Origin of the sequence: Photorhabdus thracensis, from assembly GCF_001010285.1 — a bacterium.
GTDB lineage: Bacteria > Pseudomonadota > Gammaproteobacteria > Enterobacterales > Enterobacteriaceae > Photorhabdus > Photorhabdus temperata.
The window spans coordinates 2,553,040-2,575,790 of record NZ_CP011104.1; the positions used below are offsets into that span (position 1 = coordinate 2,553,040).

General features: G+C 42.9%; 19 protein-coding genes and 1 rRNA gene. 10 read left to right on the forward strand and 10 right to left on the reverse strand.

All coding sequences use genetic code 11. The features are described 5' to 3' along the window. Window positions 1-16 precede the first annotated feature (16 nt). From rrf to gntU, 9 genes are all read left to right on the forward strand, one after another. A 5S ribosomal RNA gene (rrf, locus tag VY86_RS11025) occupies window positions 17-132 on the forward strand. 350 nt (window positions 133-482) lie between these two features. Continuing rightward, on the forward strand, window positions 483-740 hold the full coding sequence (tnpA, locus tag VY86_RS23330) for an IS66 family insertion sequence element accessory protein TnpA (RefSeq protein WP_238591658.1): 258 nt from the start codon (window positions 483-485) through the stop codon (window positions 738-740). Beyond that, entirely contained in the window at window positions 734-1,069 is a 336-nt protein-coding gene (gene tnpB, locus VY86_RS23335) for an IS66 family insertion sequence element accessory protein TnpB (protein WP_071881012.1), read from the forward strand. Before tnpA ends, tnpB begins: the two co-directional genes overlap by 7 nt. 63 nt (window positions 1,070-1,132) lie before the next feature. Then, window positions 1,133-2,638 carry an IS66 family transposase gene (gene tnpC, locus VY86_RS11035; RefSeq protein WP_046974976.1) on the forward strand — a complete coding sequence of 502 codons (1,506 nt, stop codon included), beginning with the start codon at window positions 1,133-1,135 and terminating at the stop codon, window positions 2,636-2,638. Between the two features lie 710 nt (window positions 2,639-3,348). After that, on the forward strand, window positions 3,349-4,560 hold the full coding sequence (locus tag VY86_RS11040) for an IS701 family transposase (protein WP_238591457.1): 1,212 nt from the start codon (window positions 3,349-3,351) through the stop codon (window positions 4,558-4,560). After that, a complete protein-coding gene (locus tag VY86_RS25380; protein ID WP_202967583.1) occupies window positions 4,551-4,715 on the forward strand; it encodes a hypothetical protein in 165 nt (54 codons plus the stop codon). The genes VY86_RS11040 and VY86_RS25380 overlap by 10 nt, the downstream gene beginning before the upstream one ends. Window positions 4,716-5,144: 429 nt before the next feature. After that, window positions 5,145-6,140, forward strand: a complete 996-nt coding sequence (gene gntR, locus VY86_RS11045) for a gluconate operon transcriptional repressor GntR (protein WP_046974977.1) — start codon at window positions 5,145-5,147, stop codon at window positions 6,138-6,140. A 167-nt stretch (window positions 6,141-6,307) separates the two neighbouring features. Further along, complete coding sequence (gene gntK / locus VY86_RS11050) at window positions 6,308-6,847, forward strand: gluconokinase (protein WP_046974978.1); 540 nt, start codon at window positions 6,308-6,310, stop codon at window positions 6,845-6,847. After that, complete coding sequence (gene gntU / locus VY86_RS11055) at window positions 6,847-8,184, forward strand: gluconate transporter (protein WP_046974979.1); 1,338 nt, start codon at window positions 6,847-6,849, stop codon at window positions 8,182-8,184. Before gntK ends, gntU begins: the two co-directional genes overlap by 1 nt. Window positions 8,185-8,344: 160 nt before the next feature. Here the strand turns inward: gntU and VY86_RS11060 are convergent, their stop codons facing one another. After that, a complete protein-coding gene (locus VY86_RS11060; RefSeq protein ID WP_238591659.1) occupies window positions 8,345-9,100 on the reverse strand; it encodes a GNAT family N-acetyltransferase in 756 nt (251 codons plus the stop codon). A gap of 14 nt (window positions 9,101-9,114) precedes the next feature. Here VY86_RS11060 and VY86_RS11065 point away from each other — a divergent pair. Then, window positions 9,115-10,508, forward strand: a protein-coding gene (locus tag VY86_RS11065) for an IS1182 family transposase (protein WP_158019915.1) whose coding sequence is annotated in 2 segments (ribosomal slippage) — window positions 9,115-9,682 and window positions 9,682-10,508 — 1,395 coding nt in all. Because the reading frame shifts where the segments join, the coding sequence is not laid out codon by codon here. A 54-nt stretch (window positions 10,509-10,562) separates the two neighbouring features. Here the strand turns inward: VY86_RS11065 and VY86_RS11070 are convergent. The 9 genes from VY86_RS11070 to VY86_RS11110 all read right to left on the reverse strand — a co-directional run bounded on the left by VY86_RS11070 (window position 10,563) and on the right by VY86_RS11110 (window position 22,014). Continuing rightward, complete coding sequence (locus tag VY86_RS11070) at window positions 10,563-10,862, reverse strand: GNAT family protein (protein ID WP_046974980.1); 300 nt, start codon at window positions 10,860-10,862, stop codon at window positions 10,563-10,565. 207 nt (window positions 10,863-11,069) lie between these two features. Next, window positions 11,070-12,290, reverse strand: a complete 1,221-nt coding sequence (locus VY86_RS11075; protein WP_046974981.1) for an SGNH/GDSL hydrolase family protein — start codon at window positions 12,288-12,290, stop codon at window positions 11,070-11,072. Beyond that, a complete protein-coding gene (locus tag VY86_RS11080) occupies window positions 12,277-13,413 on the reverse strand; it encodes an SGNH/GDSL hydrolase family protein (RefSeq protein WP_046974982.1) in 1,137 nt (378 codons plus the stop codon). The genes VY86_RS11075 and VY86_RS11080 overlap by 14 nt, the downstream gene beginning before the upstream one ends. Further along, the gene (locus VY86_RS11085; RefSeq protein WP_046974983.1) at window positions 13,400-14,821 is read right to left on the reverse strand and encodes an MBOAT family O-acyltransferase; all 1,422 of its coding nucleotides are present in this window, start codon (window positions 14,819-14,821) and stop codon (window positions 13,400-13,402) included. The genes VY86_RS11080 and VY86_RS11085 overlap by 14 nt, the downstream gene beginning before the upstream one ends. A 183-nt stretch (window positions 14,822-15,004) precedes the next feature. Then, a complete protein-coding gene (locus tag VY86_RS11090) occupies window positions 15,005-15,805 on the reverse strand; it encodes a protein bax (protein WP_046974984.1) in 801 nt (266 codons plus the stop codon). 1,273 nt (window positions 15,806-17,078) lie between these two features. Then, window positions 17,079-18,158: a fimbrial protein gene (locus tag VY86_RS11095; RefSeq protein WP_046974985.1), complete on the reverse strand. Its 1,080-nt coding sequence runs from the start codon at window positions 18,156-18,158 to the stop codon at window positions 17,079-17,081. A gap of 11 nt (window positions 18,159-18,169) precedes the next feature. After that, entirely contained in the window at window positions 18,170-20,644 is a 2,475-nt protein-coding gene (locus tag VY86_RS11100) for a fimbria/pilus outer membrane usher protein (RefSeq protein WP_046974986.1), read from the reverse strand. A 22-nt stretch (window positions 20,645-20,666) separates the two neighbouring features. After that, window positions 20,667-21,368 carry a fimbrial biogenesis chaperone gene (locus VY86_RS11105; protein ID WP_046974987.1) on the reverse strand — a complete coding sequence of 234 codons (702 nt, stop codon included), beginning with the start codon at window positions 21,366-21,368 and terminating at the stop codon, window positions 20,667-20,669. Between the two features lie 67 nt (window positions 21,369-21,435). Continuing rightward, a complete protein-coding gene (locus VY86_RS11110; protein ID WP_046974988.1) occupies window positions 21,436-22,014 on the reverse strand; it encodes a fimbrial protein in 579 nt (192 codons plus the stop codon). Window positions 22,015-22,751: the final 737 nt, after the last annotated feature.

A 22,751-nucleotide genomic window follows, 5' to 3' on the forward strand; every position in this document is an offset into this window, starting at 1 on the left:
GGATGAAATGAATTTGCCTGGCGGGGATAGCGCGGTGGTCCCACCTGACCCCATGCCGAACTCAGCAGTGAAACGCCGTAGCGCCGATGGTAGTGTGGGGTCTCCCCATGTGAGAGTAGGGAACTGCCAGGCTTGATATTCGGTGAAGACCCTCAGCGTAAGCTGGGGGTTTTTGCGTTTTGGGGGATGATTTTATTTACCTGCTTCGTCTGATGCCTATTTACTTGAAGAAACAGACTGTTTATTCATCAATCTGTGAATAATCAAAATACGTTATAGCGGTGGCAGATATAAAAAATAACTTCAACAGCTTTTTAAAGTGGATAGAAAAGAAGATGAGTCACGATATTTTAAGGTAATACTCCGGTCATCTCACCTTGTTCTTCCCCTCCGGCCCATGCACGCTACCGCTTCCTTTCTTTAATTTGGAGACTGACATCATGAGCCGTAGCTGATATACCCCGGAGCAAAAACAACACCATGTGACCCAATGGCGCCACAGTGACCTGACCCGAAAACAGTATTGCGAACAGCATCAGCTGAGTTTTTCCTCTTTCCGCGACTGGATTGCCGACAGTAACAACATACCTCAACCTCTCAGCCAGACACTGCCCGCCATCTTGCCGGTTTCACTCCAGCCTGACGACGCGCGCACCGTCACCCTGCATACCCCAGACGGGTATGCCATCTGTCCATTGACGCTGTTGCCTGACGTGATGCGGGTACTGGCCCGATGCTGAAACCGCAACAGCTCTTTCTGGTGCGCGAGCCCGTCGACATGCGCCGGGGCATTGATGCCCTGACCCAACACCTCGAGGGACTGAATTTGCGCTGGCAGGACGAAGCCGCTTTTGTTTTCTGCAACAAGGCCCGCTCCCGCCTCAAGGTGTTGCGCTGGGACCGACACGGCGTCTGGCTGTGTACCCGCCGTCTGCACCGGGCCCATTTTGTCTGGCCGAAGCAGGGCGAGCGCAGCTGGGTGATGACGCCCGCCCAGTTTGACTGGCTCATCCGCGGCATCCACTGGCAACAGGTCGAGGGAGATGACCTGTCCGGCTGGCGAAGTTGATTTTGCCGCCCCGGTCACACTTTTACCGGATAACGGCGGGGAATTATCCGGTACACTGTCGGCATGACGCTCAATGACTTAATGGCGCTGGATGACCCCGGGCAATTTCGGGCGCGGGCACTGGCGCTGCTTCAGCAACAACGCGACTACATTCACCAGCTGGAAGAGGCCCTAAAACAGGCGCAACGCTGGCGTTTTGGCGCACACAGCGAAACCCTGCCTGCCGGTCCCAAGCGCAGTCAGTTTGAGGAGGATGCGGAGACCGATATCGCGGTGCTGGAAACCCAGCTCTCACGCCTGCATATCAGGGAAGACGCACCCGCGTCTCATCCTAAACGTCAGCCTTTGCCGGCGACATTACCCCGTGAAGATATCCGGCTGGCGCCGGAGACGGAGAGCTGCCCGGATTGCGGTCATGCCCTGCGCTTTTTGCGTGATGAAGTCAGTGAGCGACTGGAATACCGTCCGGCCACGTTTATCGTCCGGCGCTATATCAGCCCGCAGTACAGCTGCGCGCGCTGTCAGTGTGTGCATGCTAAAGCCCAGCCCGCCCATCTGATTGAAAAGGGCATTCCAGAGCCGGGGTTGCTGGCTCAGGTGGTGGTCGCCAAATATCGTGACCACCTTCCGCTCTACCGTCAGCAGCAAATCTATGCCCGCAGTGGTGTAACCCTGGCCCGCAGCACCCTGTCGGACTGGGTGGGGCAGGTGGCTGTGGCGTTGCAACCGTTGGCCGATGCCTTGAAGCAGACATTGCTGACGTCCCCCGTGCTGCATGCCGATGAGACCCCGTTGCCGATACTGTCCCCGGGAAAAGGCCAGACCCAGCGGGCCTATCTGTGGACGTATGTCACCGGCTCCGAGACCTCGCCGGCGGTAGTGTACTATGAGCTGCATCCCGGCCGCAGTGGCCGTTATGCACAGGGGTTCCTGGAGGCATGGGCCGGTGGCTACCTTGTCACGGATGACTACGCCGGCTACAACGCGTTGCATGCCCGGGCGGATATCACCGAAGCGGGTTGCTGGGCCCACGCCCGTCGTAAATTCTTTGACCAATATAAAGCGAGCCAAAGTTCGGTAGCGAAACAGGCGCTGGATGGCATTCGTGACCTGTACAAGCTGGAGCGAAAAATCAAACACCGGCCCCCGGATAAACGGCGTCAGTGGCGGCAGCGTTATGCCCGGCCGTGGCTGAATGAGTTCCGGTCCTGGTTGCAGACGACTCAGGCCCAAACGGCGCCCAACTCCGGGTTACGCAAAGCGATAGATTATACGCTGAAGCGCTGGTCGGCCCTGGTGTGTTATCTGGATGATGGCCGGGTGCCGATAGACAACAACCGGGCGGAGAATGCGGTCCGGGGCGTGGCGCTCGGCCGAAAGAACTGGCTTTTTGCGGGTTCACTGCCCGCGGGGCAACGGGCGGCCATGATAATGAGCCTGTTGGAAACCGCTAAGGCCAACGGACATGAGCCCTGGGTCTGGTTACGTGATGTCCTCAGCCGACTGCCTGTCTGGCCGAACAATCGGTTGAATGAGCTGTTGCCCTGGCCTGAGAATCCCTTCAGTTAACATCCTATTTTGTTGTTATCTGACAATGCAAGGTGAGTTCACCGGACGTTTACATTTTAAGTTCAGCTTGTTATGATGGAAATCTTCCAGAATATTCATAAGCCTAGCTTATATGCAAATAATGAGCCCGAATATCTGCTTTAGAATGACCAGAAATTTTTACCTCTTCATTATTACAGTGATGACTCTTGATCTGCATCTCTTTCGTTAGCTGTTAGGCTTACTCATGTAGTAGGAATCATGTATACATTATGCTTATATAATCTAATAACGTTCCATCTTTATATCGTTATGAATATAACTACAATCAGCCACAGGTGATAATTGATTACTTATTTTTCCATTTACATCACAATCAAAACTGGAATGATCAGCCTTGTCATTTTTATGGTTATGTAAAATATTATCATTAGTATGATTAGTTAGAATAGTATTTAGAAATACAGCTGTATTAGTACTGACCGATATTTGGGGTTGAATGCTCTTTTTAATGCGGGTAAATGACGGTAATTAGGCATAGAAAATAGGAGTCCGTTACTATTTAATTATATTTGCCGATTAAAGCATACTGATTATAATCATTGCAGTAACTGGCTGTATCGTTTCTCTTGCATTTTATGTTGTTACCGTTCTCGTATTAGTACTACAGCCGTAGATAGATATTGTGTCATAATGCGCCAAGTTCTCATGCCAACATAGCGAAAGATTCGATGCAAACACCGTTGACCCTGTGGACACAGGAGCTGGATACATTACACGCCCGTTTAGCTCCCCTGTTCAAACGCTCCGAACCCCGACAGCGCAGTCTGGCCTACCTTAAGGGACTCCTCAGCAACGTCGAACGCAAGAACGGCTGGCAACTGGCTGAGTGGATGGGCGAAGCCACGCCTGACGGGGTACAGCATCTGCTTGAACGTGCCTTGTGGGATGCCGACGCGGCCCGCGATATCTTGTGTGACTACGTTGTCGGCCACCTGAGGGATGACAACAGCGTGCTGATTGTCGATGAGACCGGATTCATCAAGAAAGGGCAGTACTCCGCCGGCGTACAGCGCCAGTACAGCGGCACCGCCGGACGGGTGGAGAACAGCCAGATTGGCGTCTTCCTGTGCTATGCCGGCGGTGGGGGCAGTGCCTTCATTGACCGGGAGTTATATCTGCCCCGTCAGTGGGTTGATGACCCGCCACGGCGTGAGGCGGCGGGTATCCCCACGGAAGTGAAGTTTGCCACGAAACCCCAGCTGGCCCGCCGGATGCTTGAGCGGGCACTGGATGCCGGCGTCCCCTGTGGCTGGGTCGCGGGCGACAGTGTCTATGGCGGTGACCGCCGCCTGCGGGTCTGGCTGGAGTCGCGCCAACAGCCCTTTGTACTGGGCGTCGCCCGGAATGAGCCGCTGTGGTGGAAGGGACCGGTGTTCATGAGTGCGCAGGCCATCGCCAAATCGCTGACGCCCCGAGCCTGGAAGTGCCGGTCTGCGGGAACCGGCGCCAAAGGCGAACGTCGATACGACTGGGCGTTTACCCCGCTGTGGCGCCTGCAATTAACGCGGGAAGAACGGCGTTTCGGTCACTACCTGCTCGTGCGTCGCAGCCGTGATGAGAAACAGGAATTAGCCTACTACGTGGTGTATGCCCCACGAAAGAAGGCGAAGCTCAAGACGCTGGCGCAGGTGGCGGGCCGGCGTTGGGAGATAGAGACGGGTTTCGAAGCCACCAAGGGGGAGTGCGGTCTGGCGCAATACGAAGTGCGGCGCTGGCAGGGCTGGTATCGCCACATCACGCTGTCCTTGTTAGCCCACGCGGTGCTGGTAGCCTTGCGGGTGCAGGAGAAAAAAAACGGTGCCGGGGCTGATTGCGTTGAGCGTCCCGGAGTTGCGCAGGCTACTATCACGACTGATGTGGAAAACCCAAGATGTCGTTGAACACATTCTGCATTGGTCTCTCTGGAGGCGGAGGCACCAGTACCGTGCTCAGCAGTGTCACTACCGTCGCAGAGGGGGGAGCCCACCCTCAGGATAAGTACGGCTGTAGTACTAGTACTACAGCCGTAGATACCAGAAAGTTGCATTTTCCTTGATGGTCACCACTCTGAGAAACCGCATGAATTAAGCTTTTCTATGAGTGTCTTTTCTGTTGAAAAAAGTAAGTACGGCTGTAGTACTAGTACCCATAATGGTGCTTTTCTGGGAGATAATATCAGTAGCAGCAGATTAATCAGTAGCTTAGTGCTTTAACCTTATCTGAGGTTAACCGACAAATACTATAGAAAACATTGCCTGTTAAATTTTACATTCTTGCTGGAATTGTAGATAAGTGTCATCTTTGTATTTTACATTATATTTTGACTGAAAATTATCCTACAGAGTCTGAATAGATAATAAATCGGGATCACTGTTCCACTACCAGGCTAAACTCAAAAAAAACGTGTTCTGATAGTGTATAAATATGTCATAGCGCTGTGTTTATTATCCTAAACTTTTTTACTAATTTTGTATTGTATTGAAATATGAAGAAAAAACGTCCTATTTTACAAGATGTGGCTGATCTTGTTGGTGTTACAAAAATGACAGTAAGTCGTTTCTTGCGTAACCCCGATCAAGTTTCTGAGCAATTGCGAAAGAAAATAGCTGATGCTTTGGATGAATTAGGTTATATCCCGAACCGAGTTCCGGATATTCTTTCTAATTCTACTAGTCATGCTATCGGTGTTTTATTGCCTTCTTTGACTAACCAGGTTTTTGCGGAAGTTATTCGTGGTATCGAATATGTGACAGATCGTAATGGTTATCAAACTATGCTGGCTCATTATGGTTACCATTCAGAGAAGGAAGAGGAACGTTTAATTTCCCTGCTTTCCTACAATATTGATGGCTTGATTCTTTCTGAACGTACTCACACACCGCGCACTTTGAAGATGCTGGAAACGGCCGGGATCCCTGTCGTTGAGCTGATGGACTGTGTTTCTCCCTGTATCGACACGGCAGTCGGTATTGATAATTTTGAAGCAGCCCGACAGATGACTGCGGCAATGATTGAGCGTGGTTGCCAGCGGGTGATTTATCTTGGAGCAAGGCAGGATGAAAGGACCATTATTCGCCTGGAAGGTTATGAGGCTGCAATGAAAAGCGTAGGTTTAAAGCCAGGTAAGGTAATGACACCTGACAGCTCTTCTTACACCTTAGGGGGGAAACTACTGAATGAAGCACGAACAAAGTATCCTGATGTGGATGGTCTGTTTTGTACCAATGATGACCTCGCTATCGGAGCAATTTTTGAGTGTCAACGTCAGGGGATAGCTGTACCGCATGATATTGCGATAGCGGGTTTTCATGGTCACGATGTTGGTCGGGTGATGACACCAAAACTTGCCAGTGTGTTGACACCTCGTGACTTAATGGGACGGAAGGCTGCTGGATTATTGATGGCACGGCTGAAAGGTGAACATTTACCACAGAAAATGATCGATATCGGTTTTCAGTTATCCTTAGGAGAAAGTATTTAATCGGTCAACTGGATTCACATTCTTTGAGCTCATTTGTGATAAATATCTCATTTCCATTTCTTGAATATTCCGTATTGTTGCGAAGTTTACTTCTACTTCTGATAATGTTACCGATAACAGTTACCGGTAACATTTTGTGGGTGAAATATCTGCGCTAAGGAATTTATATGAGAGATACCCAGCATTCGAATCATGTTTTTGTGCTTATGGGGGTATCAGGCAGTGGTAAATCTGCTGTTGCCAATGCTGTGGCTTATAAACTGGACTCCGCTTTTTTGGATGGTGATTTCTTACACCCAAGATCTAACATTAATAAGATGGCTAAAGGCTATGCACTGAATGATGAAGATCGTAAGCCCTGGTTGAAATCACTAAATGATGCAGTTTTTGCCATGCAACGCACAAATCCAGTTTCCCTGATTGTTTGTTCTGCTTTAAAAAAGCATTACCGGGATATGTTGCGTGATAATAATAAGAATCTGTCATTTCTTTATATGAGAGGTGACTTTGATTTAATTGAAAGTCGGTTGAAAGCACGTAAAGATCATTTCTTTAAACCTCAAATGTTGGTGTCTCAATTTGAGGCATTAGAAGAACCGGGTAGAGATGAAAAGGATGTTTATCTGATTGATATTAGTTCGTCTCTTGATGAAGTGATTAATCACTCAATAAGAATAATTAACAGTGTCATTTCAGGGGAAAAATAATGAGTACTTTAACCTTAGTGCTGACAGCAGTTGGCTCTGTTCTTTTACTGCTGTTTCTGGTGATGAAGGCCAGAATACATGCTTTTGTTGCGTTAATACTGGTATCTATGGGCGCGGGTGTTTTTTCTGGTATGCCATTGGATAAAATTACCGAAACAATGCAAGAAGGAATGGGCGGAACATTAGGCTTTCTGGCGATTGTTGTTGCACTGGGAGCGATGTTTGGTAAGGTTCTGCATGAAACAGGTGCTCTGGATCAGATTGCGATTAAATTACTAAATAGTTTTGGTGAAAGCCGTGCGCATTATTCATTGGGGATCGCGGGTCTGGTTTGTGCTTTACCGCTGTTTTTTGATGTAGCGATTGTTTTATTGATTGGTGTGGCGTTTGCAGTCGCGCGTCGTACTGGTGGTAACGTAGTGAAACTGGTTATTCCTTTGTTTGCTGGTGTTGCGGCAGCCGCAGCGTTTCTGTTACCCGGTCCAGTTCCGATGTTGTTGGCTTCACAGATGAATGCTGATTTTGGCTGGATGATCCTGATTGGTATCAGTGCAGTGATTCCGGGGATGTTACTGGCTGGTCCAATCTTTGGTAGTTTCGTCAGTAAATATGTCACCTTGGATTTACCCGCTGATATAAGTGAACCCAGTCTTGGTCAAGGTAAAATGCCATCTTTTGGTTTGAGCTTGTCGCTGGTTTTGCTCCCTTTGGCTTTGGTTGGTCTAAAAGCTGTTGGTGAGAGTTTTGTTGAACAAGGCTCTGAATTGTATTTGTGGCTTGAATTCATCGGTCACCCATTCTCTGCGATTTTGGTTGCTTGTCTGGTTGCCATTTATGGTCTGGCAATTCGTCGTGGGATGAGTAAAGAAAAAGTGATGGATATTTGCTCTTCGGCTATTCAACCTGCTGGAATTATTTTGTTGGTTACCGGGGCCGGTGGTGTATTCAAACAAGTGTTGGTGGATTCTGGGGTTGGTCCTGCGTTGGGGAATGCATTGATTGGCGCGGGTCTGCCAATTGCATTAGCGTGTTTTATCCTTGCTGGTACAGTGCGTGTTATTCAAGGGTCTGCGACCGTTGCTTGCCTGACAACCGTTGGTTTGATTCTGCCGGTTGTTGATGTATTGGAATATTCTGGGGCCCAACTTGCTGCCCTTTCAATCTGTATTGCTGGGGGGTCTCTGGTATTGAGCCATGTTAATGATTCCGGTTTCTGGTTGTTCGGTAAATTTACTGGAGCGACAGAATCTCAAACACTGAAAACCTGGTCAATTATGGAAACTATTCTTGGAATAACGGGAGCGGCGGTTGGGATGGTTTTCTTTGCCATGATGTAATGTCCTTTCTGGGTTTTTAAAGTGCTGTTACAAGATGAGAAGATGAAGCTCTTAAGAGCTAAAACGTAAAGTACTTTTTTGGGATGTTAAATTAATGCCGTTTTCTATGAAAACGGCTATATAAGCCATATAAGTTAGTTATGTAAGGATATTGATGAAACTAGAATAAGCTCCTTACTAATGGATAACGATTGCACCAGCGATCTTTATAGCTAAGAGAAGGTCTGCCAATAGAATAACGCATAGTTTTTTGATGTTGCTGGCAGAGGTCTGAAGCGTTATGAATATTTAACCACATTAAAATACTGCCAACACTGAGATTGGCATGTTCAGGATCGAGCCCGCCGTCTACTGCGTCAAATGAAATCCACTGGGGACTGTCTGCTTTTATGACGAGATCGTAGGCTACCGGGGCACCATTGATAGTTAAAACGTTCCCGTACAGATGTTGTTTGAGCTCGGTATATAATTCAATTAATTTTTCTTTCTCTTCTTCATTATGTGTTTTATATGTCCAGCGTTTTTCGTACAGTGTAGTGTAAATATCGACGAACTCTTGACAGGTAAAATCGTTAATTTGATGTATTTCCCCGCCAGAACGCTTAAATTTGTTAATTTCATTACTTCGGTTTCTTCTTGTTTTATAAGAAAAATTCTCTTTAGCAAGACAGACTGTTCGTTTGTTTAACCGACCATAACAAACGTTGATAAAATTTTCTTTGTGCAGGAGCGAGATGGCTTTAGATTTCCCTGGGATTAGGGTTTTTAGATGTTTGGCGATAGGAAAGATAATTTCATCGTAAGAGAAGAAATGGTAATTTTTTTGATGACTTGCTGCCAGATGATGATCCAGATTATTGACAAAGTGCTGGTTTTTTATCCGGCATTTTGTTTTAATTAAGTTCCGTTCACTCAACGGAGCTTGCCACCATGTTAAGACCCCCCCCTCTCCAGACTTTCCCGCCAGAAACGCTCTCGCTTGACGAGCTGGTCCCTAAAAATCATTTGGTCCGTCAAGTCGATGCTGCCATTGATTTCGAATTTATCCGCGAATTAGTCGCCCCGTTGTATTGCCACAATAATGGCCGTCCTGCTATCGATCCGGTCATGCTGATTAAAATGATGTTACTCGGCTACTTGTTTGGCGTCCCCAGTGAACGCCGTCTGGTTCAGGAAATTCAGGTTAATGTGGCTTACCGCTGGTTTCTGCGCCTCGGACTGACAGAGAAGGTCCCTGATGCCTCAACCCTGAGTCAGAACCGCCGCCGCCGTTTCAATCATACCGCGGTCTTCCAGCAGATTTTTGACCACATTGTTGAACAGGCGATGGCCAAAGGATTCGTGGGCGGACGCGTACTCTATACCGACAGCACCCACCTGAAAGCCAGTGCCAATCCGCATAAATCGGAGAATGTCATGCGGCCGGTTCCCCCCGGCGCCTATTTTGATGCACTGGATAAAGCCGTCACTGAAGACCGGGCGGCAGCCGGAAAAAAAGCCTGAAGCCAGCCCTAAAGGAACGGCAGAGAAAGACGAAGGTCAGTACCACTGATCCGGAAAGCGGGTTTATGCACCGGACCAACAAACCCAGGGGGTTCTTTTACCTTGACCACCGTACCGTGGATGGGCAAGTCGGTATTATCACCGATACCTACGCCACACCGGGTAATGTCCACGATAGCCAGCCTTTTATCAAGCGCTTGACGCGTCAGTTAGAGCGTTTTGCCCTCAATCCCCTCGCGGTTGGGTTGGATGCGGGCTATTTTACGGCCCCGGTTTGTTACTTAACGGAACAGTTAGGTGTCATGCCGATAATCGGTTACCGCCGTCCGAATAAGGGGTCGAACGTCTTCCAGAAAAAACATTTTACCTATGACAAGCAGGAGGACTGCTATGTGTGCCCTCAGGGCGAAAAGTTGATTTATAAAACAACCAGCCGAGAGGGATACCGGCATTATCAGGCCGCGGCGAATATCTGCCAGTATTGCCCGAAACGCGCGTCCTGTACGCAGGCCAAAGGGGGCAAAAAGATAACCCGTCATGTCTGGGAGGACAGTAAAGAGCAGGCCAGGGAAAACCGGCTAACGGAGTGGGGTAAAAAAACCTACAAGCGGCGAAAGGAGACGATAGAGCGTAGTTTTGCAGATGCGAAGCAACATCACGGGCACCGCTATGCCCGTTTCCGTGGGTTGCAAAAAGTGCAAATACAGTGTCTTTTGGCAGCCACAGCCCAAAATATCAAGAAGATAGCCTTGCTGGTCGCAATGCTTTGTTGTTTTTATCTCTGGAGAGCGAGCATTTCATTGCAGGAGAAGCGAAAATAACGCCTTGTCGGGCGATTAAATTGGCTTAATGAGGAAAGAGGAAAATGGATGGCATTATGATTCACAATGAAAGGAACAAATCCCGTTATTTTCAACGAGGTTTGTCAGCGGTCTGTGATCTTTGCATGTAAAGTATGCACCTTCGATAACGTTTTCTGTTTTTGGGTTTTCTTTAACGTAAAAGATAAAATTATTCCCAAATTTTTTGTTTAAAAAACTTACAATATTGGGGTGAGTAGATATTCCACCGCCATAAAGAGAATAGGCCTGTTGGTAACGTTCAAAACTACATTCTTTCCAGCCGGAAATGAATCTTCTTATAGAACCTTTAGGATATTTTTTTGAAAAAATCATATTTTAAATACTCTTTTTAACGCTATGTGTTACAGATGGCATAAACTTATTTTTAATTGCATTAAATGTAGTGAAAAAGATGATTGGTTTTTAACTAAATTGATACCTTATGAACTTGTTCATATTATAGTTCATAACTCTAAGATTTTGTTGCACTAAATGCAATACTGGTATTTAGTACGATTCCCAATGAAGCTTCATTGTTGCTTATTGATCGAGAATATTTATTAATTGCTGATATAAAGCTTCAGCACTGCGTTCATAGCCTATAGCTGAAAGGTGAACATAATCTGGGCGCGCAAGATCTTGCTGCGCCCAGCTTCTAATTGAACACTCTCCACCCATATATTTACGCCAATTCCAGAATAGTGTGTGCTGCTCTTGCGCGACTTCTTGCTGAATACGGATGACGTCATTCAACATTGCTGGTTGTTGTGATGTACAACTTGCTGCTTGACTGTTTTTTAAGGAATCACCTGGCCCGATAATAAGGATAACTGCTTGTGGTAAATGATGACGAATTTGTTTTACCTTGGTTTCCAGTTGCTGGTGATAACTTGATAAGTCTAGAGAATCATTAAATGCTTCATTGGTGCCATAAGCGAGGATCACCATATCGGGGTACATTTGCGCTAATGTATTAATCCATTGTGGCTGCCACTTATCGATCATATTAATGGTTGCACCATTAATACCTAAAGCGGACAACATAACACCTGGTTGTTTACGTTTGATAAACCAGCCACCTAATTCTAACTGATTATTTTGTATCGCCATAATATTAACCGGGAATGTGACTGATTCTTCTGTGGAAAATTGCCATTGACCGTGAGTTGCCGGTAATTTAAGTATTCTCTTGATTGCAGACTGAACCAGAATTTGAGAATCGCCCGTTGCCTGGTATAACGTTTTAAGTTGATAGCGATTACGAGATGGTGAAAACAGTTCTAAAGTTAATTGACTCGTTTGGCTATCGGGCTCTGCAATTGCACCACCGAGCGGGAAATCAGGTTGATTATCTTTGCGACTGGTCGTTAGTTCCCATTGCTGTTTATTGCCCGTCATGCTGATTATCGCATTACGTTGGCCGGGCACATTTATTGGGCTGATAAAGCCAATACCTGCATCACCAAAACGTTGTTGTAATAGAGAACGGAGTTTGCCGGTAAAAAAGTCTGCGGCAGTGTGGGAATCACCTATCTGAACAAAATGCAGTTGATTATGGCGGCTGTTGTGAAGTTTATCTGCCAGTAAGGTGAGATTAGGTTCACCAAAGTCTGTTAACTGTTGGTTTGCTTTTGCCGGCTGTTGTGTTGGCAATGGCTCTGGTTTTTGTTTATGGCATGATATCAGACTTAAAGAGAGCATGATGACCAGACCAAGCCCGATAGAATGATATCGCCGGCGGAGTTGTTTAAGTCTTTCCATTTTGTTTGGCTGGTTCCTGAATAAATTCAATCAATGAGAATATATTGTCCGAGATAGTTTGCTGGCCTTTCAAGCTAAAATGTATACCATCGCCGCTTCTGAGTTTAATTTTGTTACTATTGTCGCCAATATAAGCAGAATAATCATCCGTATGGTATTTAAAAATATCGTTAACAGAAACGTAGATTTCCCCGGCTTTCGCTACTTCTGATTGATACAGTGATCTTAGATATTCCATATTAGCAGAGAGTTTTTTCTGTCGCATATTGGGAGGGCCAATCCAGATAACATCAGCGCCGTGGTTACGTGTTTCGGTAAGGATCATGTCGATACGTTGGCGATAGAGGCTTTCCCAATCAGGACTTGCGAATTTCAGGTAGGTGCTTCCATGTTGTGGTGGCATATCCCAGGGGTCATTTGGCCCCAGGAAGATAACGACCAGCTTGATATCGTGGTTAGCTTCCAGTGCCTTATTGATAGTTTCCGGCCAGTTAAAAAAACCGGGGTAAGCAAGCCCGGTACTTTGTTTGCTGAGATTAATACTTGAAATACCGTAATCCTGATAGAGCCGACGTTTCAGATGGGGAGCAATGCCCTGCATCATTGAGTCTCCGGCAAAAAGCACTTTATCCTTGGCTGTCAGCGTCACATTGGTTTTGGTGATAACTATACTGGAATGAACATTATTGCTTGAATTGTGGAGCACCGATGAACCGACAGAATTAGTATGAGGGGATTTTTGTAATAATTCAGGGAAAGTTGCCGGAAGATTTGCCATAGGAGAGGTATAACCACCCAGGAGTCTCAGCCCGATCTGAAAACCTGCGGGAAGGGTGATATTCGTTTCCAGGGGAGTTGGCTGATAATTGTCACTGCTATTGCCGGTAATATGTAAGATGAACGCTTCTCCCGCAGCGAGTAGGCCTTGTTCCAGATTATCCCCTAAATCCCAGAGTGAATTACCTTGTAAGGCTGCCCACAGGCTTTGCTGGTGGTATTTCTGTTGCCAGAATCTATCCAGTGAACGATGATTCAGCCAGATTAACAGCAGACTGGTTAATACCACGATAAAAATGACTTGTCCGGCAGTTTTTAAATTGGATTTGAATTCAGAAATTAGCATAGATGAATCCTGGCATTCCTTGTGGTGAAAGCATAAATACTAAAGTCAGAATAATCGCTAATGGTATTGGGTAGTATCTCCATGAAATCTGAGAATGAATTTTCCCAACGGCTATTTTTAGATTAATCAGCCGCGGATAAATAATAAAGAGTCCCCAGAACATCAGTAACAACCCACCGTTGGCTATTATCGAGTGAAATAAATCTGTTGATATCAATTGATTTAATAATATCATTGCATCATCCAGAGTAGGGCAACGGAAGAAAACCCATGCCAGACAGACAAAGTGGAAGGTGATCACTCTGGATAAAAATGAGGTTACTGGATTTTTGGGCGTATTTTCGTTTTTTTTGTTTTTTGAGAAAAATAACTGATATTTAACATTGAGGATGATTAATCCTAACCCATGAATAGCTCCCCAGATAATGAAGTTAATTCCGGCACCATGCCATAAACCGGAGATAACCATAGCGGCAAACAAATTAAGATTTTTACGTACAAATCCCTGCTTATTACCGCCAAAAGAAATATAGACATAATCACGGATAAATTCAGATAAACTGATATGCCAACGGCGCCAGAAAGCTTGTAAGTTTTCCGCCAGATAAGGGGCATTAAAGTTTTCAGATACCCTGAATCCGAGGAGTAGCGCTAATCCGGTAACAAGATTGGTATAGCCGGAAAAATTAAAATAGATATGCCAGGCATAGGCATAAATACCAACCAGGATTTGCCCGGCATTGTAGCTGGCAGGGTCATCAAAAATTGGGTTTACATAATTTTCGGATAGATAAGAGCTGAACAGGAATAGTTTGGTTATTGCCAATGCAATCAGCAATATTGCTCTTGATGGTTCAATGATCACTCTTGATGAAATCTGGATTTGAGGTAAGAAATCTTTAGCCCGGTTTATTGGTCCGGCAACAATACTGGGAAAAAAGCAGAGGTATAAAACGGTATCAGGGAATGATGCCTGGGGCATTTCTTTTCTTGTGACAGAAATGACATAGCTGACGGAATGAAATGCATAGAAAGATAAACCTAAAGGCAGGAGTAATGTCAGTATGGGTAGATCTATGGATAAACCAAATTTGGCAAACGCTTGTTGCAGGCTTTCCTGAAAGAAAGAGTAATATTTGAATGCAGTGAAGCATCCCAGAATACCTATCGTCAGAATGGTAAATGTGATGCGGTCAGATAGAAATCTGCCAGTTATGTTTGTTAAAAGATAGATAAATAGCGTATAGCCAAATAAGATGCCGGCGAAAAGTGGATTAAAAGAAAAGACAAACAGATAACTTGCGATTATCAACAAGTAGTTTTGTACTTTCGCGCTTTTTTGTAGCATCCAATACAAGAGAAAGAGGGCAACAAAGGACCCAAGAAACTCAAAAGAAAAGAAATTCATACTAAACTCTGGCTAATCATTTTGTTGCAATACAAGGGTAATAATGAGCGATATTATAATATTTAATCTGAATATTCTATCAATGAGAAAGATATGCTGGTGAACGTAAAAAATCATCCGCTTCATGCCTTTGTTATGAAACGGATAATTTTGGTTTCTGGGGCTATATATGTGGGGTCATACTTATTTAGCACCTTCGGTATGGTCGTTTTTAGCGAACTCTTGTGCTTGGGTAATAAGCCCTTTGTTGTTGTTAAACACTTTATGCAGGTAACTGTTGTAAGTAGAACCTAATTGTGAATATCCTTCAAGATTATCAATCAGTTTGCTGGTATTCAGCGATTCCTGGCTGTTCCTCTGTTTAGCGCGTGAAACACGTAATGATTCATAAGCGTTATGGGTATTCATATTTCTCATATAGGCTTCGACAGAATCATTGATAGTCGGATAGGCGGAATAACCTTTTATCTTACCTTGGGTCTTCTTACAGCTGTTACCGCAACGCATACCAAACAAGTTGTTATTTTGTTGTGCAAGTTTAGACGTTCCCCAACCAGATTCTGTTGCAGCCTGAGTTGCGACAAAATGGGTTGGGATGATGTCAACACGGCTCAGTAGCTTGTTCCAGTTAACTTTTTTAGGCGAGCTGCTACAGCTCACGTTGTAATTTTTGCAAATACGTTGCAGGAGCCTGATATCCTGAGTGGACCAACGTTTGGCTTTCTGGTGTTCCAGTAACCATTTCCGTTCCTGCATAATTCGTTGATTGTGTTTATCAATTACAGGGACAACTACATTTAAAAACGCTTTCTTACGTGGGATGCCCGAAGGGTATTTTCGCAAATCTGGCAAATTGCTTTGTGTGCCATTGTGAGAATACTCCATGCTTTTAGCGGTGCTGGTTGATGCGTGACTAAAAGCGGAAAACAATAGTGAAATAAAGAAAGCGAAGATGGCAGTTGTCCTCGTCGTTTGAGAGGGCATTGCTTTTCCTCGTTTGCTCTGAATAAAAAACAATCTGATGCTAGCAAAATAAATCCAGCATAGCTAGAGTTTTTAGTAATTCATAAATATATTTTCTGTAATGAAAGTTGTTATTTTGCTAATTTATTCTATAGTTTTTTATTAATTTATAGATAGTTATCTGTCATTTTTGTACAAAATGTTGTTTTCCTAGGCTGGGATATTCATCAGGTATAATAATGATTGTTTTGTTCATTTCATGCCTGAGAGGTTTTTTCTAAAAGAAAAATGATCTGTAAACCAGCGGGTAGAGTATCCAAAATTATTGAGCTCAGTTCGATCCCATTTATTTATAGTACTGCCAATCGTAAAAACACCGCAGCGAGTAATAAACTAATTGATATTAATATTGCTGCTATAAGAATAAGTATCATTTTCATAAGAAGGTAACCTGTTACCGATATGGCTTTTTCTCTGTGAGTTAAAATTGAGCTGTATCTGTCAGACTTGAGTTGATTTTATAATATATTCATTATCATTGGCGCGGTGCAGGATATTCGATATGGTTCTAAATGTTAAGTTAAAATAAGTAACAATGTGTTACAATTTTCTATTTTGGATAGATATTATAAGAACACAATAATACAGGTATGTATAAGAATAAGAGTTTTTTAATGATTTGTTTTTTTGGAATATAAGTATTTTTTCATTTATTTTTATATTAATAGTATTTTTTGAATGTAATTCATATTTTACTTTTGATTGAATAAGTTATGTTTGTTATATTTTCCCATTGGGTATAAATATATTTTTATCTAATAATTGGTTCTTTATCTCTTTGGGTTTTTTTTTTATGTTATTGATTTTTAATTTGTTATTTTATTTGTCAATATGTTGAATTGAATATTTTTTTATGTTTTTTTATTGTTTTTTATATTATTACATGCCTGATTGTTATCTGTTTTATATATTTTAGTGTCATGGTTTTTATGGTTTCGTTTATATTTTTGATGAAAATTAAAGATATATTTTTTGTGTTATTTTTTTGCGTTGTTGATAATTAATAATATATTTTCCCCTGTTTTTAATATAATCGTACCATTTTATGAGGAAATTAAGCGAGTATGCGTGATTATTTAATGTTAGGATTATCATTATCTTACATAAGTTTCGAGTGAGTTGTAAATGTAAATGGATTTTTTTGCAGAAACACTTTGTTACACATTGTTACTTATTGAAACATAAATTTTTGATTAGGCCGAGAGAGATAGAGGACATTTCCCTTGCCTCCTGATTAATTATATTCAAAGTTCAGAACAGAAGTTGCTTTCAATTCCCCTGCTATGATGTTTTGGGGATCATAAACGTAGTAATAAGCATTAAAATTGATTGTAAAGTGTTGATCGATAACGTTGCCGGCCTTTTCGCTGAATAGCTCTGTTGCTCCGCGAGAGGAAGATTGCGAAGCGCTGAAAATTATGGGTGTTGAATTACCTTGTTGAGAGACACGGATACCAACGCCTTTAGCGGCACCTGCTTTGTTATCAATTAACGTTTGGTTGTCGTTTGGCAGTAAATTATTACTGCTTAGGTAGGCTTTAACTGAACGTGAAGTTTTACCGTTTTTGAGATAATAGCATGCAAAATTGAGTGTAAAAGGTGTTTCTCCTCTATTTGTTCCGTTAAGCAGTGTAGCGCGGTTAACTTTTGGCAGATTCACTGTTAACCCCGCATTTGAGAAGTTACAAGTTGTCTCTTTACGATCAAAAGTCATCGTGATCGGTTGGTAATAGATATCTTCAGAATGGGTTGGCCACACCCAGGTGAGAATAAAAGTCAGGAAATCTGTAGCAAAACGAACAATGGCGTCAAGGATCCCTAGATTAGTGGTGTCCATCGCAATAACAGCTGTTTTTAATGTTGCATTATTGCCGGAAAAGACGTGAATGTTATTACCTCCTGGCCTGCCGTTTAGTAGCTTAACATTAAGCGTAAATTCGGCCTGTAATTTGCTGGCCGGATATGTTGTATTCGTGTTTCCCAGACTAATAGTGCCGCTGGGAGAAAGATTTGTGATAGCCACTTCTACATAATCTTTACCACCATTGAACCCCAAAACAACCTTGTTTCTGGTAAAAGGAGAGCCATTAGCAACAGAGTTTTGTTTCCACAATGCGTTTCTGGTGCATGTAAAATAGCCGGAATACCGGGTCCTCAATAGCCAAGTTTCATTACTGTTCAGATAGAGATTATCTGTCATATTAATTGGGATTGCCGGTGCGGTTATCGCATGATTGGGTTTACAGTCTGCATAAGCGATACTGCTGCCACCCAGAGTGATTAAAGCCGCCAGATACAATAGCTTAAGTTTCATTATTTTCTCCCTTAACGGCAAATATTGGCGGTTGAGTCCATTTCAGGCTGTGGATCGTTTATGATGCAGCTCTTTTCGCCTGATTGACCGATACGGATATAAATTTGCTGTGGTAATTTCTCTACTCGCAGGAAAACCATACTGCCCTGACCAATATATCCCAGGCTGTGATCTTCTGAATCGACAATTTCAGTACCAAAAGGCAGAGGTTTACCATTGGCTTGAGTGGCGTAGAAAATAAAAATTTTTCGCTGGTCTGTTTTAAATCCAAGATGGGTAATGGCACCGGAATAGGGCGCAACGTCTCTGATGTTACCGATAAGTTCAGCCGCCCCTTCCGGCACTTCACTGGTATCCAGCATGATGGCGTTTTTACGGTAAGGAGAAAGATAAGGTATCAGCAATTTACCGCTGTTATTGGTTACCATGCTTTTATCTCCATTCACAGAAGCGTTAACTGTGCCTGGTGCGTCAATGATTGCAAAGGTTTCCCCTACTTGGTTAGCGGCCAGAATTCCGCCCCGATAAGCGACTAAACTGCCTGTTGCTCCCATCCCCATTTGGCGATAACTCTTGGATTGGCTATAAGAGCTATTCAGTGTGGAAACGGATGTTTTATAGGTCAGATTTGCACTGGTTGTTGTGGAACCACTTTTCTGATCTGAAATATTGAAGTGGTAATTCAGGCGGTTGTTCTGGCCTGCGCTGCCACTCAATCCCAGATCACTGTTGTTGTAATGCTTGTCATTGATTGAGACATTACTCGTCAGATAGGCTGGGGAGTCAAACAGCTCAAAAGGAATAGATAGTGTCAGATAATAGCGCTGCTCCTCTTTATTTTCTGTTTCATTGATATTGTATCGGACACGGTTTGCCGTCAGGGTATAATTGATTTTACCCAGACTGTTGGAATACCCCATTTGATACTCTCTGTTTTTGTTCTTTGTTCCCCAATAATCACGGAATGTCCCTGAAAGAAAAAGTGACCCCGCACCGTTACCAAGACTCTGGTTCAAATTGATATTGAAGGTGTTTTTCTGGTGAGAATAGTATTGTCGGTTATATCCGTTGCTCATCCAGTCATGTAGATTAATGGCATCAAGCAGGTTCAGGTAGTTTTTAGTTGAATAGCGATAAGCCGCCAGAGAGAAGTTCGTTCCTGTTTGTGGAATATAGCGGCTATAAGACATTTTGTAGCTCTGGCCTTTCATCGTTGGGCTATTATCAAACTTGGCACTGGATCGTGAAATATCAAGTGAGATAGCGCCAATTGGTAGGTTAAAACCACTGCCTAACAGTAATGAGTAATAATCTTTACTGATGTTGGTGCCGGTATAACCCGTTAGGACATTATTAAAGCCATATTGATAGCTGGCTTGGAAAAAGTTTGGTTTATAACGACTATTGGCAATTTGTGTTTTGCCGGCACTGATATCGTATTTGCCAAGACCTTCTTTCATCATATTAGGAACAGATGAAAAGGGAACGGTAAAGCTGTTGGTACGCCCTGTCGCTTCTGTGACTTCGACAAATAAATCTCCACCCGAACCTGTTGGTAAAATAGTATCAATGGCAAAGGGGCCTGGTGGTACATTGCCCTGATAAATAACAACATTATTCTGAGAGATTTTCACCAGAGCGTTAGTTTGCGCAACTCCTCGGACGATAGGGGAAAACCCTTGCCAGGCATCGGGGTACATGCGCATATCTGTTTTCAGGTTGATACCCCGGAAACGGAAAGAATCGAACAGATCACTTGATGTATAGCTATCACCAATGCGAAGTTCTGCATTAATTGATGAAATGCCCCGTTGCAGATAACGGGTATTATTACTCCATTTATTGCCACTTGAACGTGTATAGTAATAAGAGGATTGATCACGTAATTGCCAGCCAAACAGGTTCAAACCGCTATTAAGTGACACGTAAGCATTATCTTCATTCTCATAGTTACTGTTCTGTTTATTCCTGTTTTGAGTATGGTAATAGTTAGCATTATAGGAAAGCATAACGCCTGGAATTCCTCTGTCCCAGAAGGCAGGATCGATATAGCCTTTCAGTTCATTTTTAATATAAGCTTGAGGAACGACCAGATGCAGGCTGAGTTTAGGAACATCAAGATTAGCGGTTCCCTCATGTATTACTTTAGTAAGAAGAATTTCACCTTTGGATGAGTTTGATTCTGGTAATTGACTTGTATCAATTTTTATCCCCAACCTTGGCAGATCTTCACTTAATAAGTAGATATCTTTGCCATCGTTCTGGATATTAATATCAAATCGCCCTTTCCAGTCATTATTTAGGTATATATCAATACCGTAGTGGCCGGCGGGTAGTTCTGAAGCAGAAGAAAATCGGGATAAATCCGCTTTTGCAGATTCGCCGGCCAGAAAATCAGTATTAAATGTTGCGGCATAACATAAGCAATCTGTATACAGGATAGTGGTGATTATCAGAGTTAACGGACTAACTTTTTTTCGTATCATGTTCTATGCTATGCCAGTAATATCACTGTTGAAGTGGTAAAGTTAATTTATTTATAGCACCAAAATCATCAACAATAGCCAGAGTTAATTTGTCTCCCGCTTTTACTTTTTCATTGGTACTGAATGAATGAGAAGAGAACGGTTTGATGATGGTTCCTTCATTTAATAAGTTAGGTTGCGCATTGGAAGATTTAAGACCGACGATATTCAGGATATAGGGTGATGAATTTTCCAATTTTAGTTGGTTGCCATCGCGTTTTAATGCAACATGCTGTTCTATCTGCTTAGGTGAAATAGAGAGCTTTTCGGGCCGGTAGAGAAATTTGATTCGGGTACGAATAGCAATTTGCATGACATTTTTATCGGCAATGTTTTCTGCAATGGGTGGAATATCCAGAACATTTAAATAAAATAGCGATTCACGATCAGTAGGTAGGTTGCTATTAGTGTGCTTTATTCTCAATTGCTGGCCGTTATTGCCATCAACTTTGACTACTGGGGGAGTGAGCAGAAAGGGGACTTTAGCTGTTTCTGGTGTTGAATTAGGATCGCCATCATCTATCCAGGATTGTACCAGAGAGGGTTGATCGCCTGTATTTAATAATTGAACAGATACCTCTTTATTACCGGCCGGATAAATAACCCGGGTTGTGTTAATAACGATGTTGGCCTGTGCAGATAAAGCTGTTACCGAGAATAATATAGCTAGAAATAATTTCTTCATAACGTTATTTTTGTCAAAGTAAATAAGCCTATTTGGATAAATAGGCTTTATTTGTTGTAGTAAATGATTATAAGTAAGCAACGTGATAAGTCACCGTTGTTATTACTTTACCGGGTTCCGCATCAGCAGTGCCTACTTTATAATATTTGGCATAGAAATCGACAACTTCAGGCGCTGGAGTAGAGCCTTTGATTCCTGTATCCAAAGCTTTATTCAGCATGATCGGGGTATTTTCTTCTGCATATTTAACAATAGCGATACCGACGTTTTTAGGTTTGCCACTTGCATTCAGTTCTTGGTTCATCAGGTACTTACCATCGTTAGCAATGGCATGTGCTGACGAGAAGTGGATTTTTAACATGGAGGTTGCTGGGTCGAAACCAACTGCATTGGATTGGCAGTTAGAAAATTCCAGTGAAAACGCTTTTTTACCAAAATCAATCAAGCCTTCCTTTTGTCCGGCTTGGGTGACTGAGATAGGCGCCAATACTATGGTCAGATTAGCTGAGGCGCCACCGTTAATAGTACAAGTGGCGTCAGTAACTGCACCTGAGAAATGTAATGTACCGCCGGCAGAATTATCAGCGGCAACAGCAGAACCGGTAAAAATAAGAACGGCGGCAGTGGATAACGCTAGTTTATTCATCTTTCCTCTCCAGGAGTAGGGACATCTTTAATTGATCTTATCAGGGGGTGAAGATAGGGGCCCTGAATCCCCTAATACATTAGAAAGATTTAAAAATAATGTCTGTATCTATCTATAGAATGAGTTTGATTTTATAAGTTTAAAATGAAAATCAATATATTATATGGTTGAAAATGATCTGGTAACTTAAGCCAGCTTGAATAAATTCAATTTTTTCTAATGTAAGTTCTTATTTTATCTGCTTAGATGAAGCTGATATTGTTTATACATGTTTATAACTTAGAAATATACATTATAGACAGGTTGGATTTATTTAAGAAGATATTTGCATTATCTAAGTTAAATTAAGAATAAACCTCTTTCTGCATCGTAAAGATAATAAAAATACTCTGTTTTTGAATATATTGTGGAATTAAAATCTATTTATCTAGGCATTTTTGAATTTTACTTCTTTTTGCATTTGTTTTGTTGGCTAATGTTTTTGTGATTTTTTTATTTATTTTTTAAATGTTGTTTAATATTAATTATTTTATATCAGCTGGTTATTGGTTTTTTATCTTTGTAAATATTTCAATACGGTTTTTTTATTCTGTGAAATAATGTCTTGTTAATGGGGGGTTCTTTGTTGACTGTGATTGGCATAGTTTTTTTATTATAGATGATGTTAATTTTATATTGTGATGTGACATTATGAGAATGATAAGTAATAATCAATTATAGTCAAATGGGATTATTAT

Coding starts and splice junctions, on each gene's coding strand:
- tnpB (WP_071881012.1), top strand. CDS start 734: ATGCTGAAACCGCAACAGCTCTTTCTGGTGCGCGAGCCCGTCGACATG.
- tnpC (WP_046974976.1), top strand. CDS start 1,133: ATGACGCTCAATGACTTAATGGCGCTGGATGACCCCGGGCAATTTCGG.
- VY86_RS11040 (WP_238591457.1), top strand. CDS start 3,349: ATGCAAACACCGTTGACCCTGTGGACACAGGAGCTGGATACATTACAC.
- VY86_RS25380 (WP_202967583.1), top strand. CDS start 4,551: ATGTCGTTGAACACATTCTGCATTGGTCTCTCTGGAGGCGGAGGCACC.
- gntR (WP_046974977.1), top strand. CDS start 5,145: ATGAAGAAAAAACGTCCTATTTTACAAGATGTGGCTGATCTTGTTGGT.
- gntK (WP_046974978.1), top strand. CDS start 6,308: ATGAGAGATACCCAGCATTCGAATCATGTTTTTGTGCTTATGGGGGTA.
- gntU (WP_046974979.1), top strand. CDS start 6,847: ATGAGTACTTTAACCTTAGTGCTGACAGCAGTTGGCTCTGTTCTTTTA.
- VY86_RS11070 (WP_046974980.1), bottom strand. CDS start 10,862: ATGATTTTTTCAAAAAAATATCCTAAAGGTTCTATAAGAAGATTCATT.
- VY86_RS11075 (WP_046974981.1), bottom strand. CDS start 12,290: ATGGAAAGACTTAAACAACTCCGCCGGCGATATCATTCTATCGGGCTT.
- VY86_RS11080 (WP_046974982.1), bottom strand. CDS start 13,413: ATGCTAATTTCTGAATTCAAATCCAATTTAAAAACTGCCGGACAAGTC.
- VY86_RS11085 (WP_046974983.1), bottom strand. CDS start 14,821: ATGAATTTCTTTTCTTTTGAGTTTCTTGGGTCCTTTGTTGCCCTCTTT.
- VY86_RS11090 (WP_046974984.1), bottom strand. CDS start 15,805: ATGCCCTCTCAAACGACGAGGACAACTGCCATCTTCGCTTTCTTTATT.
- VY86_RS11095 (WP_046974985.1), bottom strand. CDS start 18,158: ATGAAACTTAAGCTATTGTATCTGGCGGCTTTAATCACTCTGGGTGGC.
- VY86_RS11100 (WP_046974986.1), bottom strand. CDS start 20,644: ATGATACGAAAAAAAGTTAGTCCGTTAACTCTGATAATCACCACTATC.
- VY86_RS11105 (WP_046974987.1), bottom strand. CDS start 21,368: ATGAAGAAATTATTTCTAGCTATATTATTCTCGGTAACAGCTTTATCT.
- VY86_RS11110 (WP_046974988.1), bottom strand. CDS start 22,014: ATGAATAAACTAGCGTTATCCACTGCCGCCGTTCTTATTTTTACCGGT.